We start from the raw sequence: 16,164 nt of genomic DNA on the forward strand, positions 1-16,164 counted from the left end.
CGTCAGTCCTGGAGTGCGAGTGCATGGTCGAGGGTGGTCACGGTCCAGTTCCGCCGGGCGTTCGCACCCGACCGGTCCCGGTCGGAGGTGCTCACCCGAGTGGCGCCGAGGTCGGGGGCCAGGTCGTCACCGACCCGGAACGGCAGTGTCGACCTGGTGATGCGCCAGCCGGTTTCGTCGATCACACCGAGCGAGATCTCCACATCCAGCAGCGCGCGGGCATCGTCGAGTTCGGCTGCGGCGACGGCCTCGGCCAGCGAGTCGGCTTCCAGGTCCACGCCACGTCCGCGCGCGTAACCGAAATGATCCCCAACCCGTAGCAGCATGCCGTAGCGACCCGCCTCGTCGCGCAGCCACAGCTCGACGGCGGGCCCGTGGATGCGCCGGGCCGACCAGTCCTCGTGGTAGTCGCGGCCGATGCCGGTCTCGACCAGGACATCACCGGCCAGATGGAGGCGGCCACGGTCGGGCAGGACTTCGGCCGGATGCAGATCGATCTCACGCTGCCATGTCCAGGTCCCGTCGTCGGCGACCAGGCGGCCGGCGAAGCCCTGCTGAGCGCACAGCGCGGCCAGGTCGGCACGGGTCAGGGTGTCCAGCGAGGTACCGGCGATCACCGGCATGTCCGCGGGCGTACGCAGGTCGATGTACAGGTCACCGGCCTGCAGCCACTCGACATCGCCGCTCACGTCAACAGGACTGCCGGGCAACGCGATTGCGCTTCGACGCCAGCTGCGATACCTCACATCGGACCAGGTCGCCGCAGGGCCCGGGGTCACCCGGCGCAGGTATCCGGGCCAGTCGCCGTGGTGGGTGATGTCGGTGCCGGACTGCCAGGCCTGCAGGCTGCACCCGAAGCCGACCACCTCGGAACCGTCCGCGAGCTCAACCCGCCCCAGCGCCATCGGCGCCGGCAGCTCGGCCAGGAAGTCACCGAGCATCGCCGTACCGATGAGCCACAGCTCTCCGCCGATGACGGTGCCCTCACCCGCACAGACCCGCACCAGCCCGGGCTTCGGCGGATCGGTGTCCAGCCGGGCCAACCGATAATGCGGTGCGGTACGTACGGGTCCGATCCAGCGGGCTCCGCGGTCGTCGAGCTGCCAAGCCAATGGCTGCCCGCGCAGATGGGCGCCCACCACCAGTAGCCGCGTGGTGTCCAGCCCGGCGCGCGACGGCCAGGACGCATCCGAAGCCGGTGACTGTGTCAGCAGCCGCGCGATATCCATGGCCACGGCATCGTGGCCGGCACGCGCTACCACGCTGACACCGAATTGCGCTCCGACGGAATCGGCTCCGGCCGGAATGGCGACGGCGCACAGGTCCATCAGATTGCAGAAGTTGGTATAGGTGCCCAGCCGGGAATTGACCCCCACGGGGTCGGCGGCGACCTCCGCAATCGTCGGATGCTCGGTGGTCGTGGGAACAAGCAGTGCATGGCAGCCATCGAGTCCGGCCATCGCGACGGCGGTCATCTCGGCCAGCCGGGTGCGGTCGTGCAGCAGCCGGGTCGCCGGAACCGAACCGGCCGCCCCGATGATGGTCGCGACGGTCGGGTCCAGATCCGCCGCACCGCGGTGGCCGTCGATGAAGGCACCCACGGCCTCGTGCCGTTCGGCGACCAGGCCACCGTCGTAGAGCAGCCGGGCCGCCTCCAGGAAGGGGTCCAGATCGATCTCGACCAGTTCGACTGCGTTGCCCGCCAATCGTTCACGTGCGGTCCGGAACAGTTGCGACCACTCCGGCGACAATCCGGGCAGCGTGCGCGGCACCGCGACCCTGGTGGCCGGCGGAGCCGCCAGCGGAGCATCCGGCGGGAACTCCCTGGCACCCCCGGCGATGACCCCCATGGCGGCATCGGCGGTGTCGAGGTCGCGGGCGAACACGGTCACGCAGTCATACGACCGGCAGGCCGGCACCACGCCGTCGGTAGGCACCACCCCGAGTGTCGGCTTGATCCCGACAATGGCCTGCAGGGCGGCCGGCACCCGGCCGGACCCGGCGGTGTCGGTGCCCAGGGCGATGTCGACCAATCCGAGGGCGACGGCCACCGCCGATCCGGAACTGGAGCCGCCCGAGATGTATTCGGGCCGACGCGAATCGCGTACCGCACCATAGGGGCTGCGGGTGCCGACCAGGCCGGTGGCGAACTGGTCCAGGTTGGTCGCCCCGATGATCACGGCGCCGGCGGCGCGCAGCCGGGCCACCGCCGTCGCGTCGGTGGCTGCCGGACCATCGGAGTAGCTGGGGCATGCCGCGGTGGTGGCGATGCCGGCGACGTCGATGTTGTTCTTCACCGCCGCGACCATCCCGGCCAGCGGCAGATTCGGACCGGCATCGTCCACGGCCCGCGCGTCGGCAAGCGCATCGGTCAACGGCCGCAGGGTGATCCAGATCTGCGGACGGTCGGCGGCCTCGATGGCGGCGTAGGCCGCGCGGACCCGATCGGCGGCTCTCACGCGGCACCGCCCGTCCCGACGACCACCAGCGGGGTGCCCGGATCCACCAGATGTCCGGCGGACACCAGGATCTGGGTCACCACACCGTCCGACGGTGCCCGCAGCACGGTCTCCATCTTCATGGCCTCCAGCGCCAGCAGCGGTTGGCCGGTGACGACCTGCTCACCGACGGTGACGTCGACCTTCCACACACTCGACGAGAACGGTGCGTCGACGCGATGGTCTCCGTCGGCCAGCTGGAGCTCGTCGGCGGTCACCGCGACATTGGAGGCGGCCCGCTCGGCGCGGTCGAACTCCCCGGCACGTTCCCACGCCGCGCGCTCGGCGGCGAAGGCCGCCGACTGGCGGTCCCGGAACGCCGCGATGTCGGCGGCATTGTCGGCCAGGAACCGGTCGTGCTCGGCCAGGGAGAACGTGTCCTCGGTGATGTCCACACTGCCGCGGCCGGCGGCCATGTCGGCGCGCAACTCCAGCAGTTCCTCGGCCGAGACCGGGTACCACGAGATCCGGTCGAAGAACCGCAGCAGCCAGGGGCTGCCGGGCTCGAACGGCGCGGTGTGGCGGTAGCGGCTCCACACCTGAGTGGTGCGCCCGACGAACTGATAACCGCCGGGTCCCTCCATCCCGTAGATGCACAGGTATGCGCCGCCGATGCCGACCGAGTTCTCCGCGGTCCAGGTACGGGCCGGGTTGTACTTGGTGGTGACCAGTCGGTGCCGCGGATCGAGCGGAGTGGCCACCGGCGCGCCGAGGTAGACGTCGCCGAGTCCCAGCGTGAGGTACTCGGCGGCGAACACCGTGTCGTACACATCGGCCTGGCTGTCCAAACCGTTGATGCGACGGATGAATTCGATGTTCGACGGGCACCACGGTGCGTCAGCACGAACACCCGAGGTGTACCGGGCGATCGCTTCCCGGGTGGCCGGGTCGTCCCAACTGAGCGGTAACCGGACCCGGCGGCTGGGCACCACCAGCTCCGAGGAGGCCGGCAGCTCGTCCTCGATCTCGGCCAGCTGACCGAGCAACCGCGACACCGGCAGCACGTCCGGGTCGACGTGCACCTGCAGCGAGCGGATACCCGGCGTCAGATCCAAGATTCCGTTGACGCTGCCGTCGAGGCGGGTGTGCAGGGCGTGCACACGTGCCCGCAGTGCGAGATCGAGCACGATATCGCCGTATTCGACGAGGACGTTGTCATCACCGCTGCGGCGGTAGGTGACCGCGGGAGCACCACCGATCCCGTCACGGCGGGCCAGCACACCGTCGTCACCATCACCGCTGCGGGGCAGCGTGGCGACGCGACGGGGACTCAACTCGGCCCGCGACGGAGCGTCGGCGGCCCGCACCGGCACGAACCGGACGGTGTCTCCGGGTCGCAACTGCCCGAGTTTCCAGCGCTGCGCGGCGATCACCGTGACCGGACAGACGAAACCGCCCAGGCTCGGGCCGTCGGGACCCAACAGGATCGGGGTGTCACCGGTGAAATCGAGGGCGCCGACCGAGTACGCGTTGTCGTGGATGTTCGACGGATGCAGACCGGCCTCGCCGCCGTCGGGACGCGCCCACTGCGGCTTCGGGCCCTCCAACCGCACCCCGGTGCGCGCGGAGTTGAAATGCACGCGATACGACGCCTCGAAGAGAGTGTCGATGTCCTTGCGGGTGAAGAACTCCGGGGCACCGTGCGGCCCCTCGGTGACCGCGAGCTCCCATTCGGTGGTGAACGCCGGACGGGATGCGGCCGGCACGGGACCGACGGGATGCACCTCGGCGGCGTGTGTGCGCAGCACATCTCCGGCGTGCAATTCGCGGCCGCCGTGTCCGCCGAACCGGCCGAGGGTGAACGTCGAGGCGCTACCCAGGTAGGTCGGCACGTCCAGCCCGCCGGCCAACAGTACGTAGGCGCGCAAGCCCACGGTGTCGGCGGCACCGATGTCGAGCACACCGCCGGCGGGGACGTCGACCGGTTCCCACATCGGCACGGGCACACCGTCGACGGTGACCAGGCATTCGGCTCCGGTGATGCAGACCGTGGTGGGATGGCTGAAGCGCAGGGCCGGACCGCTTGCCGTGCATTCCAAACCGGGCGCGTGCTCGGGGTTGCCCAGGGCTCGGTTGCCGAGTCGGAAGGACAGATCATCCATCGGTCCGCTCGGCGGCACCCCCACCTGCCACAGGCCGATCCGGCCGGGCACATCCTGCACGGTGGTCAGCAGGCCGGGCCGTTCGACGGTGATGCGCGGGCGGGGATCGGTGACCTGGGCCAGTGTCGCGGTGCTGTGCCGGGCGGCCCGCACATCCGGGTGGTCCAGTGCGGCGCCGAGCATGCCGATGTTGACCTCGATGCCGTGCAACTCGGTTTTGACCAGCGCTTCGGCGAGACGGTCGAGCGCCGCGTCGCGGTCATCGGCCTGGGTGATCACCTTGGCCAGCAGCGGATCGTAGGAGGCGGTGACCTCGGTGCCGTCCTGCACCCACCCGTCGACCCGGACGTCGTCCGGGAAGCTGACGGCGGTGATGGTGCCGGTGCTGGGCCGGTAGTCGCGGGTGGGATCCTCGGCGTAGACCCGGGCCTCGACCGCGTGGCCGGTCACTGCGACGGTACCGCCGGGGTGCTGGTCGAACATGGCGGCGTCACCCGTGGCCAGCCGCATCATCCAGCCCGCCAGGTCAACGCCGGTGACCGCCTCGGTCACCGGATGCTCGACCTGCAGCCGGGCGTTGACCTCGAGGAACGACGCCTCCTGGCGGGCTGCGTCGTAGACGAATTCGACGGTGCCGGCCGACCGGTAGTGCATCGAGGCCGCCAGCGCCCGCGATGTCGCGTGCAGGTGCTCGCGAACGGGCTCGGGCAGTGCGGGTGCCGGCGCCTCTTCGATGACCTTCTGGTGGCGGCGCTGCAGCGAGCAGTCCCGGTCACCCAGCGACAGCACGCGGCCGGTGCCGTCGCCGAAGATCTGCACCTCGACGTGGCGGGCGTTGTCGACATACCGCTCCACGAACACCCCGGCCGATCCGAAGCTGCGTTCGGCCTGCGCGACCACGCGATGGTAGGCCGAGCGCAAGTCATCGACGTTGCGGCACACCTGCATACCGATACCGCCGCCACCGCCGGTGGCCTTGAGCATCACCGGATAGCCGATGGTCTCGGCGGCGGTCACGGCGTCGTCGAGGCCGTTCAGCAGGTCGGAGCCGGCGAAGATCGGGACCCCGGCGGCGCGGGCGGCGGCGCGTGCGGTGTGCTTGGTGCCGAACGCGCGCAGCTGCTCCGGGGTGGGGCCGGCGAAGGCGATACCGGCGACTTCGACGGCTGCTGCGAAATCGGCGTCCTCCGAGAGGAATCCGTAGCCAGGATGCACGATGGTGGTGCCGGTGGTGGCGGCGGCATCCAGGATGGCGGCGGTGCGCAGATAGCTGTCGCGGGGTGCTGCGGGGCCGATCCGGACCGCTCGGTCGGCCAGCGCGACGTGCGGTGCACCACGATCGGCGTCGGAGAACACCGCGACGGTCTGCATGCCGAGGTTACGCGCGGCGTGGATCAGCCGGACCGCGATCTCACCGCGGTTGGCGATCAGAACGGTGTGGTTCATGCCTGGTCTTCCGATCGCGTGACGATCATCCGTACCGGGGTGGGGTCGAAAGCGTTGCAAGGGTTGTTGATCTGCGGGCAATTCGACACCAGCACCAGGGTGTCGATGTCGGCGCGCAACGCGACACGCTTACCCGGTCCGGAGAGCCCGTCGACGATGCCGAGTGCCCCGTCGGGGTCCACCGGCACGTTCATGAACCAGTTGATGTTGCTGGCCATATCGCGCGCGCCCAACCCGTGGCGGGAGCCTTCGATGAGGAAGTTCTCCAAGCAGCCGTGCTGGGCGCGGGTGTGCTGGCCGTAGCGCAGGGTGTTCGACTCCTTGGAGCACGCCCCGCCCAGAGTGTCGTGCACGCCGACCTCGTCGGCGACGACGGTCATCAACGCATCACCGGTGTCGGCGCGCAACACCGATCCGGTGGTCAATGCGATACGCCCCTGGCGCCGAACGGTTTCCGGTGCCGAGTACCGCACACCGGTGTCGACCGCGGAATACAGCAGGCAGTCCACGGCCTGGTTGCCGGCCAGGTCGACGATGGTCAGCACATCCCCGGCGGAGATCACGGCCGACCAGGATGCGCGGGCGGCAACGTACTCGTCGAGCACGACGGTTCCGGGGACCAGGGCGGGAATGTCGAGTGTCGTCACAGTTGCCCCCTCGCGGCAAGATCGGCGTCGGTGTTGACAATGGCCTGGGTGTGCTCAGGACCCAACGGCCCCAACAGTTCTCCTGCGGTCAGCCGATCCAGATCGGCCCTGGCGGGCCAGGCGTGCACCCGCAGCGGAGAGCAGGTGTAGTCCGCTCGCGGGTCCAACGGGTGCGCGGTGTTGGCCAGCATCACGATCGCGCCGACATGCAGCAGCAGGTCGACCGTCGTCGAGGGACCGGCGGAACCGAGCCAGCGGAACGCACCGTCGGGGTCGACGCGAACGCCCTGGAAGAACGACACCGACGGCGGCAGGTCACGGCGGTCGAGCCCGTGTTTGAGCGCGGCGAGGGTGAACAGTTCACGCCCGGCGGGTGACGCGGACTCTGGGGCGGCGGCCCCGTACCGTTCCAGGTTCCCCGCGCGGGTGGATGTTCCGGTCAGCGCATCATGATGGGTGGAGGTGTCGGCGACGACGGTGGCCAGCACCCGGCCGAACCCGCTGAGCAGCGGATGACCCGCGCCGAGGTAGGCCTGCCAAGGCACCTTGACGGTGTCGGCGACGTTGAGCCGTTCGTGCGGGGCGTCGGCGCGGTGCAGCACCACATGCGCACAGGCGTCACCGAGCAGGTCGGTCAGCCGGATGCGGGTGCCGCGAGCCAGTACAGCGCTGGTGTATCCGCCCGGTGCAACGGTTTCCGACCACACCAGCTGCGAGGCGGGTACGTCGTCTGGCGCGGTCGGGGAGGACGACGCCGGTTGGTGGCGCATGAACTCCGCCGTGCTGCCGTGCTGGGCACGGGCATGCGCCCGGGCGCCGGCCGTGGTGGCCGTCTCGGATGTGGGGATGTCGGCGGGCCGACCATCGGAAACCGTGCTGCTCACTGATCACTCTCACCCAGTAGTGAGTCCACCTCTTGGCAGCGGACTTTCTGTCGGATGACAGTTTTCGCGGTGAACGCGGTGTGGTGGTTGCGGTGATGTAACCGATGATTCGGGCGCTGTTAACAACGCGCGTCGATTGTTTCTGTCAGGTGACAGGTATTGGTGGGCTGCGAGCGTCGAGTCTGGTGGGCGGTGAGACGCGCGTGGACTCCATCCGGCGGATCACCCGTCCGGTCGGGCGGTCGAGCCACCGCAGTTTGGCCAGGCCGTAGGGGGTCAACACGCGGTGCACTGTGGAGGGATGGATGCCGAGTAGGTAGCCGATCCGCGCCGGCCCCCAGCGGCGCAGCACCCGTACTTTGATGATGCGCCGTTCGGTGCGCGTTGGTGTCCGGTTGGGTCTGCGATGGGGTCGCGAGCTGCGGTCGACCATGCCGGCCGAACCCTCGAGGCGGTAGCGGTCGACCCAGCGGCGCACGGTGCTGACCGAGACCTAGGAGCGCTCAGCAGCTCGCCGAAGCGACCAACCCCGATCGACAACACACTGAGCCAGCCGCAGACGACCCGTTTCCGACAAAGGGGCATTACGGTGAACCACGAAGACCTCCGAGATCGGTGAGCGTTCCTAGACAGCTCGCACTCCACTCGGAGGTCTTCGTCACGTCACGACGCCACGCCGTACCTAACGTCCGTGGTCAGTACAACTAGGCGGCACAGGGCGTACGACCATAGCCGGCCTCGGTGCGACACATCGCTTCGTCGCCGGTGCTCTGTCACCTTTTGTGCGCGCTCCTCCGACTGTTGGCGATAGCGCTGCAGCAGAGGGGATTTTGTGCAAATCGGGTGTCGCGTCCTACTCGCACGGAGCCTCCGCGACACCAGTGGATGGCTGAGGAGGATGCGGCCGTCGTCGTTCTCCCGCAACATGAACCGCCTATATGGGTGGTCCGTGAGGACGACGCGTTCCTCACGTCGGTATCGGCCTGTCGGAGTTCACCATTCGGATTGTCAGACAACGAGTTGAACGTCGCAGCGTGTTGCGGATGCGGTGTCGACGATCTGGGACGGTCAGGCCGCCCGGCCTTTTGGTGGTGCGGGGCCGCCGGGCTCACCGGCGTCGGCTAGCGGTCCGGTGGCGTTGTCGGAGCGAACGGTCTGGGGGACTTCGTCGGCCACCGGGGCAGCGGTCTTCACGTGACCGGTCGTGTCGCGGTCGGCAGCCGGCTCGGCGTTGAGCTGTGTGTCGCCGGTGTCGTCAGCGACAGCGGGCTTTGTTGATGCAACGGTGTCGCCGCGGACGTCGGGGTCGTCGGGCGGGCGCAGGAGGCGTTCGGGTCGGTGGTGGTAGTTCAGCCGGGCCTGGCCGGTATCGAGTCGTGGTGGCGGGATCCATTCGACCTCGCACTGGTCGGTCATGCGGGTGGACCAGCCGCCGTCGTTGTCGACGCTGCGGTTGTGCGGGCCGCAGGCGAGCCCGAGTTCATCGGTGTTGGTGTTGCCGCCGTCTTTCCAGTCGGTGTTGGCGTGATGCACTTGGGAGCCGTAGGCGCCGATGGTGCAGCACGGTTTGGTGCATCCGCCGTCGCGGGCGATGAGCATGATGCGCTGGGCCGGGGAGGCGGTGCGTTTGGCGCGGAACAGATCGAGGGCTGATCCGGTCGCTTTGTCGAACACCGCGAGGTAGTGGTTGGCGTGGCCGGCCATCCGGATCACCTCCTTGATCGGGATCACGGTGCCGCCGCCGGTGGTGCCGACCCCGGCGCGCGATTCCAGGTCTTGGAGGGTGGTGCGGATGATGATCGAGACCGGCAGTCCGTTCAGTTGCCCGAGTTCGCCGCTCATCAAGGCGATGCGTCCGACGGCGACCATGGCGTCGTGTTGGCGCTGGGCCAGGGTGCGGTGGTCGTTGTCGATCTGGGCTTGGGTGGGGGTGCCTGAGGTGCAGGGTTCGGGATCGTCGGGATTGCACATGCCCGGCGCGGCGTATTTGGCGAAGAGCACCTCCCACACCGCCCACGCTTCCGGGGTCAGATGACCGGACAGGTCGACCATTCCGTCGTCGCGTTGTTTGGACCTGGATAGCCCGCGTTTGCGGGCGCGTTCGGTGTCATCGGGTTCGGGTCCGTCCTGGTCGAGCAGGAACAGGGTGAGGTCCGCGGTGTCCTTGAGTTCCTTGGGGCCCACACCCACCGCGGTGCGGACCAGGGTGACCTCGAACTGCTCACGGGTGGCCGTATCCACCCATGCGGGCAGTTTGTCGACCGCTTTGCGGATGACCTCGACGTGTTCGCCGGTGATGCATCCGAGCGCTTGGGCGGCCGCGGTCGCGGGCAGCAGGGGTGGCAGCGACGGACCGGTCAACGCCTGGCGCGGCGCCAACAAGGCGGCCTCGGTGAGGCGGCGGTGAGCCTCGCTCCCCGAGATCCGCCACCGCACCGTGAGGACCTCTTTCCACGATGTGGCGCCCAGCTGCTGCGGTGTGGCCTCGGTTTGCAGCCGGGCCAACAACCGGTGGCTCACCGCAGGAAGCTGGCACCCCAGGGTCTCGAGATCGTCGAGCGCGGCGACGAGTTCGGGCCGATCGAGCAGGGCGACATCACAGGAGGCCACCGCCTCGTAGGCGGCGCGCAGCGCGCTCACCGCGCTCTGGAGGTCGCTGCTCGACATGATTCGAACATACATTCGGCCACCGACAAATCGGGCGGTCGATCCGCGATCCGCACCGTAGCCATCGTCTCGTCGGCCCGGTCCGCAACGGGGCAGCGATCCATGCCTTCTATGCGCCATATACCTGGCGTTTTGTGCGAATCGCAGCGGTTCTATTAAAGTCGGCGGCTAACTCTGACAGGGCAGTGACCCCAGAACAACGCAATGTAGGCCACTCCGCCGAACAGTGGCAGTAGTCGTTCCGGGTGAACTATCGGCGCCGCGTCAACCGCGCGTCGCCTGAGCTGTCCTGCGCGTAGCGATCGTTCGTTGCCGGCACGCATCTGGCCGTGTCGGCAGTCAGTCGCTGCCTACCAGTCGGAGTCCAACGCCGTTTCTCAGCGCCTGAGTGTCGGGTTGGCGGGGAGGGGAGCCCTGTCCGCGGGGAGCGAAAACCTTCACAGAAGAGAGACCATGCCGAAGCACGCCCGAGTGACGAAGACTTCAGATCAGAGACAACGAAAGCCGCTCGTCGCCACAGTTCTCATCGCTGCCGGCTTCGGGGGTGCTGCTCTCGTCGCTTCGCCGGACCACCCGAGTACAGCCGCCCCGGTTGCGCAGCCGGCGGCAAGCGATGCGGCCACTGTCGACGCCGCGCCCGCCGCCTCCGCCCCCAAGCCGGTGCTCGCGGCCGCCCCCGCCCCAAAGCCGGTGGTCGTGGCCAAGGACTCCAGCCCGCAGGACATCGTCAGCGCCATCGTGAGCCAGGGCCGGGCCGCCGGGATGACCGAAGAGCAGATCAAGACCATCATCGCCACCGCGAAGATCGAATCGTCCTTCCGCCCGACGGTGTCCGGCGGTGTGCAGGCCTACGGGGGCCCGGGGAGCGCGGCCGATGAGGTCTTCGGCCTGTTCCAGGAGAAGGCCAGCTTCGGCACCGTCGCCGAACGCCAAGACCCCAACCAGGCGATCGCCCGGTTCATCACCCGGTACACCGAGGCGTTCAAGAAATACGGCATCACCGACGACACCGTGCAGGCCGCCACGCTCGCCCAGAACCCGCAACTGCTCGAGCACCGGCGCGGGATCGGAACCGGCTACTACAACACCGTCAAAGCCGCGATGGGCGAAGCCGTCGACCTCTACAACCAGGCAGCCGCACCCCCGCCGCAGGTCGTCGTCCGCTAGCTGGACATCCTCGGTGTCAATTCGTAGCCTTGCCCGGGACATCGACAGCCGGACCATGATCGGTCCTCGACGCCAAGGATCGTGGCAATCCGTATGACCCGGGAGCGCCCCCTACTTCGGCGAATGGCGTGCGGATCAGCTGCTGTCGTCCTGGTGCTGACCCTGTCGATCGGCGGCGTGAAGGCGGACCCGGCGGCTGACGCACTCGCCAAGCTCAACGAGTTGTCCAGTCAGGCGCTGCAGACGCGCGAGGCCGTCACCGCCGCTCAACGCGATGCCGACGCCAAACTGGCTGCCCAAACAGCGGCCGAAGACCGCCACCGCACCGACGCCGAAGCCCTTGCGGTCGCGAACGACCAGCTCGCGCCCTATCAGGCGGCGGTCGACCGGATCGCGGCAATGAACTACATGAGTGGCCAGGACGGTCAGATGGCGGCGGTGCTGACCGCGGCCTCGCCGCAACAACTGATCGACAGGCTGTCGGTGCAGAAGGTCGTCGCCGCCACCACGGCCGACCAGATGAAGGCGTATCGAGCAACGAAGGAGCGCGCGGCCGCCGCCGCCCAGGCCTCCGGGAGATCCGCCGCGGACGCCCGTGCCGCAGCCGAGAAGGCCGCCAAGGTGCGCGCGGACCTGCAGGCCAAGTGGAAGGAACTGCTGCGCCAGATCGCCGCCGCGGAAGCGCAGTACGCGGCGCTGACCCCGCAACAGCAAGCGATCGTCGACAGCGCTCCGCCGCCGAGCGCGCCCCCTCCGGCAGGCCCGGCGATCGCCGCGCTTCCCGGCATGCCTCCCGGCGACGTCGCACCGCCCCCCGCAGCTGCCGTGCCGGAGCTCCCCGAAGCACTGCCCATGGGTGTCGCATCAGAGGCCGGATTGCAGCCGAACACCATCCTGGCCGCCAGGGCTGTCAGCCGGCAGTTCCCTCAGATCGCCGACATCGACGGGGTGCGGCCGGATTCGAAGCCGTGGCATCCGAGCGGTCTGGCGATCGACATCATGATCCCGAACCCCGAGAGCCCCGAGGGCATCGCGCTGGGCGACCAGATCCTGGCGTTCGCGATGGCCAACGCCGCCCGCTTCGGGTTGCAGGACGTGATCTGGCGCGGCACGTACTACACGCCGGCTGGTCCGCAGGCGTCAGGCTACGGCCACTACGACCACGTCCACATCACCACGACCCCCCGCCGCTAGCCAGCCACCTACGCACGAACTCGCCCTCGTCCGCCTCGACCGACCGCAGCTCCGTCAGTGTCGGGTGCCCGGCGTCGAGCAGTGCGCTGTCGGTGTCGTCCTCCGGCTCGTCGGACACCTCGACCTCGCCCAGGCGCACGCCCCCGTCGCGCACCTCTTCCACCCGCGTCTGCACCGCCCCGCTCCGGGCCAGCCGCGCGTGGCGGATCGGACCCAGATCCGCCGCAGGCCGATCCGGGACGTTGAGGGACAGCACGGTGCCGTCGGGGGCGTCGAACAGCAAGTCCAGCACCGGCGCGAGCAGGCCGGCGGCCGTCTTCCAGTACCGCTCACCGGTCGGATGGAGCGCGACGTCCAGGGAAACCGCCAGCGCGCGGGTGTCGCTGATCTTCGCGGTGAGTGCCGCGCCGACGGTGCCGGAGTGCAGGACGGCGCGACCGACGTTGGCGCCGTGGTTGATACCGGACAGCACGAGGTCCGGACGGGGATCGAACCACCCGTTGAGCGCGGCGGCGACGATGTGTCCCGGCTGCGCCTGGACCGCCCATGCCTGCACGTCGAGGTCGTGCAGGTCTCGCTGCTCGACGATCGTGTGGCCGTCCTGGCGGACCGCGCTGAGCGCGGCGCTCGCTCCGCTGGCCTGCTCGGCCGGGGCGGCAACGATCACGTCCAACCCGGCCTCCAACGCCGCGATCACCAGTGTGTGCAGACCGGGGGAGTCGATCCCGTCGTCGTTGGTCACCAGAGCGAGTGGCACGCGTCAACCTCCATCAGCGCTATTTCCATGGGTGCAGCTCCACCCGCTCGGCGAGCGTCTCGACGGCCCGTGCGCCACCGGTACCCAGCCCGTGTCGCACGACGTTGAGCGCCCCGCAGGCCGCGCCGATCTGCAGCGCCCGGCGCAGCGGGCGACCGCTCGCCAGCGCGGACACGATGCCTGCGGTCATGGAATCTCCGGCGCCTGCCGAATCGGCCGGCTCCAACGCCGGCATGCAGATCTCGACGACGTCACCGCCCCGGGTCCCGTCGCCGTCGGGGTCGCGGTCGTCGAGCAGGGCCAGGGCCGGCGCGGATCCGGACCGGGACACCACGATGGTGCCCGCACCGTCCTCGCGGATGGACCGCATCGCTTTGACGAGGTCTTCGGGGTCCTCCGACTTCGCCCGGCCGTCGTCGAGGAGCTCCTCGTGGCTGACCTTGATCAGGTCCGGCTTGCCGGCGAGCACCGCTTCGAGCCGCTCGCCGGAGAGGTCGGCGGCCACCTTGCAGCCGTTGGCGCCGAGGTCGGTGGACAGCCGCCGATAGAGATTGGCCGGCACCACGTCGTCCTCCTGTGGCCCGGACAGCAGTACCCGGCCGTGGGTCAGTCCCTCGGTGAGGGTGAGCTCGTAGAGGGAGTCGAGCTCGTGGCGGTCCAGCGGGCTGCCGTCGGCCTCAGCGATGACCTCACGGCTGCCCGAGCGGCGGTCGTGCACGTAGGAGCCGTTGCGTGCGCTGACCGGCACGGCCCGCACGGTGACGTCGCGCATGGGCAGCAGGTGTCCGAGCACGTCGCCCGTCTCACCGCCGAGTGCCGAGCACAGCACGACCGGAACCCCGAGCGAGGACATCATGCGCGACTGCCAGACACCCTGACCCCCGGCGTGGACGTGGATGTCGGCCGTCCCCGAGCGGTCCTCGACCGTCACGGTGAGAACGGGCAGCGGGGCGAAGATGACGACGGAATCGCGGCCATCGGGGTTGTCGTCGCGGGGTTTCTTGTCTGCCATGGGCTGGGGGGTACCCACCCGGACATCGACCCATCCGCTGAGCACCTGGCCGGTTCGACGGCCGCTTCAGCGGGGATAGGACCTCACGGATGCAGGTTCCACTGGCCGCAATCCTGGGCCAGGACGTCGTTGACGTCGACTTCGTACCCGCCGACCAGCGGGCCCGGATTCGACTTGGTGGCCACGATGCGCTGGTAGAGAACGGCGTTGGGGTGGATCCGATTGCCGGACCACGCCTTGGTCTGCCACGCCCACACGCGTCCGGGGGTGCGCGAGTTCCCGATCACGCCGTCGACGGCAGCCCAATGACACACGTCGATACCGCCGTAGACACCAGTGCGTTGCACGCCGAGCACGGAGTTGATCCCCCGAAACCACTGCAGCGCAACGGTTTGCCACGTTTCACGGCTGATGTCCTCGTCGATGGAGAAGAAGATCGGTGCGCTACGACCGCCACCTGCCGCCGTGTGCAGCTGCCACGCGGCGCGGGCATCCGCGACACCGCCGGCGTACCCCCGCGTGAAGTCCGACGGTGCGCTGCCGCCGGGCTTCCCGTATTGGTAGTTGCTGATGATCACGAGTCCGGCCTTGGTCAGCGATTCGGCGTAGGGCCTGGTGATCGGTTTGGCGCCGAAGTTCGTACCGGGACGCGACATCGAGACGTAGTTCACCACCCCGGAGTAACCCGCGGCGCGGATGTGCTCGGCGGGAATCTGGTGCGCGGCGAAGTCGATCAGTCGTGGTGCGGCAGCCGCCGCCGTGGGTACTGACGCCGCGCCCAGCCCGGCCATCGCCGACGCGGCAGCCGCATAGCGCAGCGCGTCGCGCCGGGACACCGGACGCGAATGCCGAAGACCGGACTTCTCCGGCGAGTGATGCACGGCCCGATGTTAACGATGAGACTGGAGTTGACGGTGATGCCTCGCCGAGCCGATTGCGCTCGAGGTTGCCTTGCGTGGGCGTGTCGATGTCACCGCTCCGAGTACGTCGAGAGCGACAAGCGGCCGCTCGCCTGTTCTCGGTGTCCGTGCCGACTGGCCGAGTTCGGCCGCCTAGCGCTGTCATCGGATGCCGCCCTTCATCAACTGCCGGGTCGTCAGGACCTCGTGGCCCGCCATCGCTAACGTCACCGTCCTGGCCGCCGATAACGAAGGCATGACCGTGTCCCGTGCTGTCGGCGCGTTCGCCGTCGCGCTGTCTGCGCCCTGGTGGTGCATGGCGCCGGCCCACGCCGAGGGCTTCGCGCAACTCGGAGCGGTTCCGGTGGTGGCATCGTCGACGTGCGCCGGGAGCGTCAGCGCCGAGGCGCAGGTGACGCCGGTCCAGGTCGACGATCGGGTCGAAGACGGCGTCCGCGTGGCGATCCACTACGACGCGGGCATCTACGACGGATCCTGTGCGCTCACCGTGACCGCCGCGTGGACCAACCTCGACACCGGCGCCTCGGGAAGCGGCGACATCACCGCGGTGTCGACGATCGACGGGCACTACGGCTTCATCGGCTACGCCAACACCACGTTCGGAACGGGCAGCGGCACCGTGGTCATCACGCTCAGTTCGCATCCGGGTGCCGACATGCGGATCACGGCCTGAACGGTCCTCGTCTCGAACGCCGAACCGGTGCGTGCCGGGAGGACCGGTGCCGTGATCTGGCGGCGCGCAGGCCGAGTCCACCGGCCTGCTCAAAGACATTGCGCCTCAACCGCTTCCGAGAACTCGCAGGTTGTCCAGCTCGGTCCTGATCGGATCTCCGGGACGCGGGGTGGTGTCGAGGCCGGATGCGCGCACCC

11 protein-coding genes and 1 pseudogene are annotated in these 16,164 nt (G+C 69.1%); 3 read left to right on the forward strand and 9 right to left on the reverse strand.

Features of this window, described 5'->3' with window-relative positions; translation table 11 throughout:
* Window positions 1-2 precede the first annotated feature (2 nt).
* The 6 genes and pseudogenes from atzF to AU195_RS10785 form a co-directional block, all read right to left on the reverse strand.
* The gene (gene atzF / locus AU195_RS10760) at window positions 3-2,459 is read right to left on the reverse strand and encodes an allophanate hydrolase (protein WP_059159056.1); all 2,457 of its coding nucleotides are present in this window, start codon (window positions 2,457-2,459) and stop codon (window positions 3-5) included.
* Complete coding sequence (gene uca / locus AU195_RS10765) at window positions 2,456-6,046, reverse strand: urea carboxylase (protein ID WP_059159057.1); 3,591 nt, start codon at window positions 6,044-6,046, stop codon at window positions 2,456-2,458. Before uca ends, atzF begins: the two co-directional genes overlap by 4 nt.
* Window positions 6,043-6,693 (reverse strand): urea amidolyase associated protein UAAP2, encoded by a 651-nt coding sequence (locus tag AU195_RS10770; protein ID WP_059159058.1) that lies wholly within the window; start codon window positions 6,691-6,693, stop codon window positions 6,043-6,045. Before AU195_RS10770 ends, uca begins: the two co-directional genes overlap by 4 nt.
* Window positions 6,690-7,577 carry an urea amidolyase associated protein UAAP1 gene (locus tag AU195_RS10775; RefSeq protein ID WP_059159059.1) on the reverse strand — a complete coding sequence of 296 codons (888 nt, stop codon included), beginning with the start codon at window positions 7,575-7,577 and terminating at the stop codon, window positions 6,690-6,692. Before AU195_RS10775 ends, AU195_RS10770 begins: the two co-directional genes overlap by 4 nt.
* 169 nt (window positions 7,578-7,746) lie before the next feature.
* Window positions 7,747-8,175, reverse strand: a pseudogene (locus AU195_RS10780) (leucine zipper domain-containing protein); the annotation flags it as partial.
* Window positions 8,176-8,645: 470 nt separating this feature from the next.
* Entirely contained in the window at window positions 8,646-10,259 is a 1,614-nt protein-coding gene (locus AU195_RS10785; protein ID WP_059159060.1) for an HNH endonuclease signature motif containing protein, read from the reverse strand.
* A 681-nt stretch (window positions 10,260-10,940) separates the two neighbouring features.
* Between AU195_RS10785 and AU195_RS10790 the strand changes: the two genes are divergently transcribed.
* Entirely contained in the window at window positions 10,941-11,411 is a 471-nt protein-coding gene (locus AU195_RS10790) for a hypothetical protein (RefSeq protein ID WP_286149217.1), read from the forward strand.
* A 93-nt stretch (window positions 11,412-11,504) separates the two neighbouring features.
* Window positions 11,505-12,605 (forward strand): coiled-coil domain-containing protein, encoded by a 1,101-nt coding sequence (locus AU195_RS10795; RefSeq protein WP_059159062.1) that lies wholly within the window; start codon window positions 11,505-11,507, stop codon window positions 12,603-12,605.
* Here AU195_RS10795 and surE read toward each other — a convergent pair.
* The 3 genes from surE to AU195_RS10810 form a co-directional block, all read right to left on the reverse strand.
* A complete protein-coding gene (gene surE / locus AU195_RS10800) occupies window positions 12,583-13,362 on the reverse strand; it encodes a 5'/3'-nucleotidase SurE (RefSeq protein WP_059159063.1) in 780 nt (259 codons plus the stop codon). The two genes, AU195_RS10795 and surE, sit on opposite strands and share 23 nt — an antisense overlap.
* A gap of 19 nt (window positions 13,363-13,381) precedes the next feature.
* Window positions 13,382-14,374, reverse strand: coding sequence for a 1-phosphofructokinase family hexose kinase (locus AU195_RS10805; RefSeq protein WP_059159064.1), 993 nt, complete (start codon window positions 14,372-14,374; stop codon window positions 13,382-13,384).
* An 83-nt stretch (window positions 14,375-14,457) separates the two neighbouring features.
* Window positions 14,458-15,165, reverse strand: coding sequence for a DUF1906 domain-containing protein (locus tag AU195_RS10810; protein WP_082703031.1), 708 nt, complete (start codon window positions 15,163-15,165; stop codon window positions 14,458-14,460).
* A gap of 364 nt (window positions 15,166-15,529) precedes the next feature.
* On the opposite strand from AU195_RS10810, the gene AU195_RS10815 reads away from it, so the two are divergent.
* A complete protein-coding gene (locus AU195_RS10815) occupies window positions 15,530-15,967 on the forward strand; it encodes a hypothetical protein (RefSeq protein WP_059159096.1) in 438 nt (145 codons plus the stop codon).
* Window positions 15,968-16,164 lie beyond the last annotated feature (197 nt).

Source organism: Mycobacterium sp. IS-1496 (assembly GCF_001499995.1).
GTDB lineage: Bacteria > Actinomycetota > Actinomycetes > Mycobacteriales > Mycobacteriaceae > Mycobacterium.

Coding starts and splice junctions, on each gene's coding strand:
- AU195_RS10815 (WP_059159096.1), top strand. CDS start 15,530: ATGACCGTGTCCCGTGCTGTCGGCGCGTTCGCCGTCGCGCTGTCTGCG.
- AU195_RS10805 (WP_059159064.1), bottom strand. CDS start 14,374: ATGGCAGACAAGAAACCCCGCGACGACAACCCCGATGGCCGCGATTCC.
- AU195_RS10785 (WP_059159060.1), bottom strand. CDS start 10,259: ATGTATGTTCGAATCATGTCGAGCAGCGACCTCCAGAGCGCGGTGAGC.
- AU195_RS10795 (WP_059159062.1), top strand. CDS start 11,505: ATGACCCGGGAGCGCCCCCTACTTCGGCGAATGGCGTGCGGATCAGCT.
- uca (WP_059159057.1), bottom strand. CDS start 6,046: ATGAACCACACCGTTCTGATCGCCAACCGCGGTGAGATCGCGGTCCGG.
- AU195_RS10810 (WP_082703031.1), bottom strand. CDS start 15,165: ATGGCCGGGCTGGGCGCGGCGTCAGTACCCACGGCGGCGGCTGCCGCA.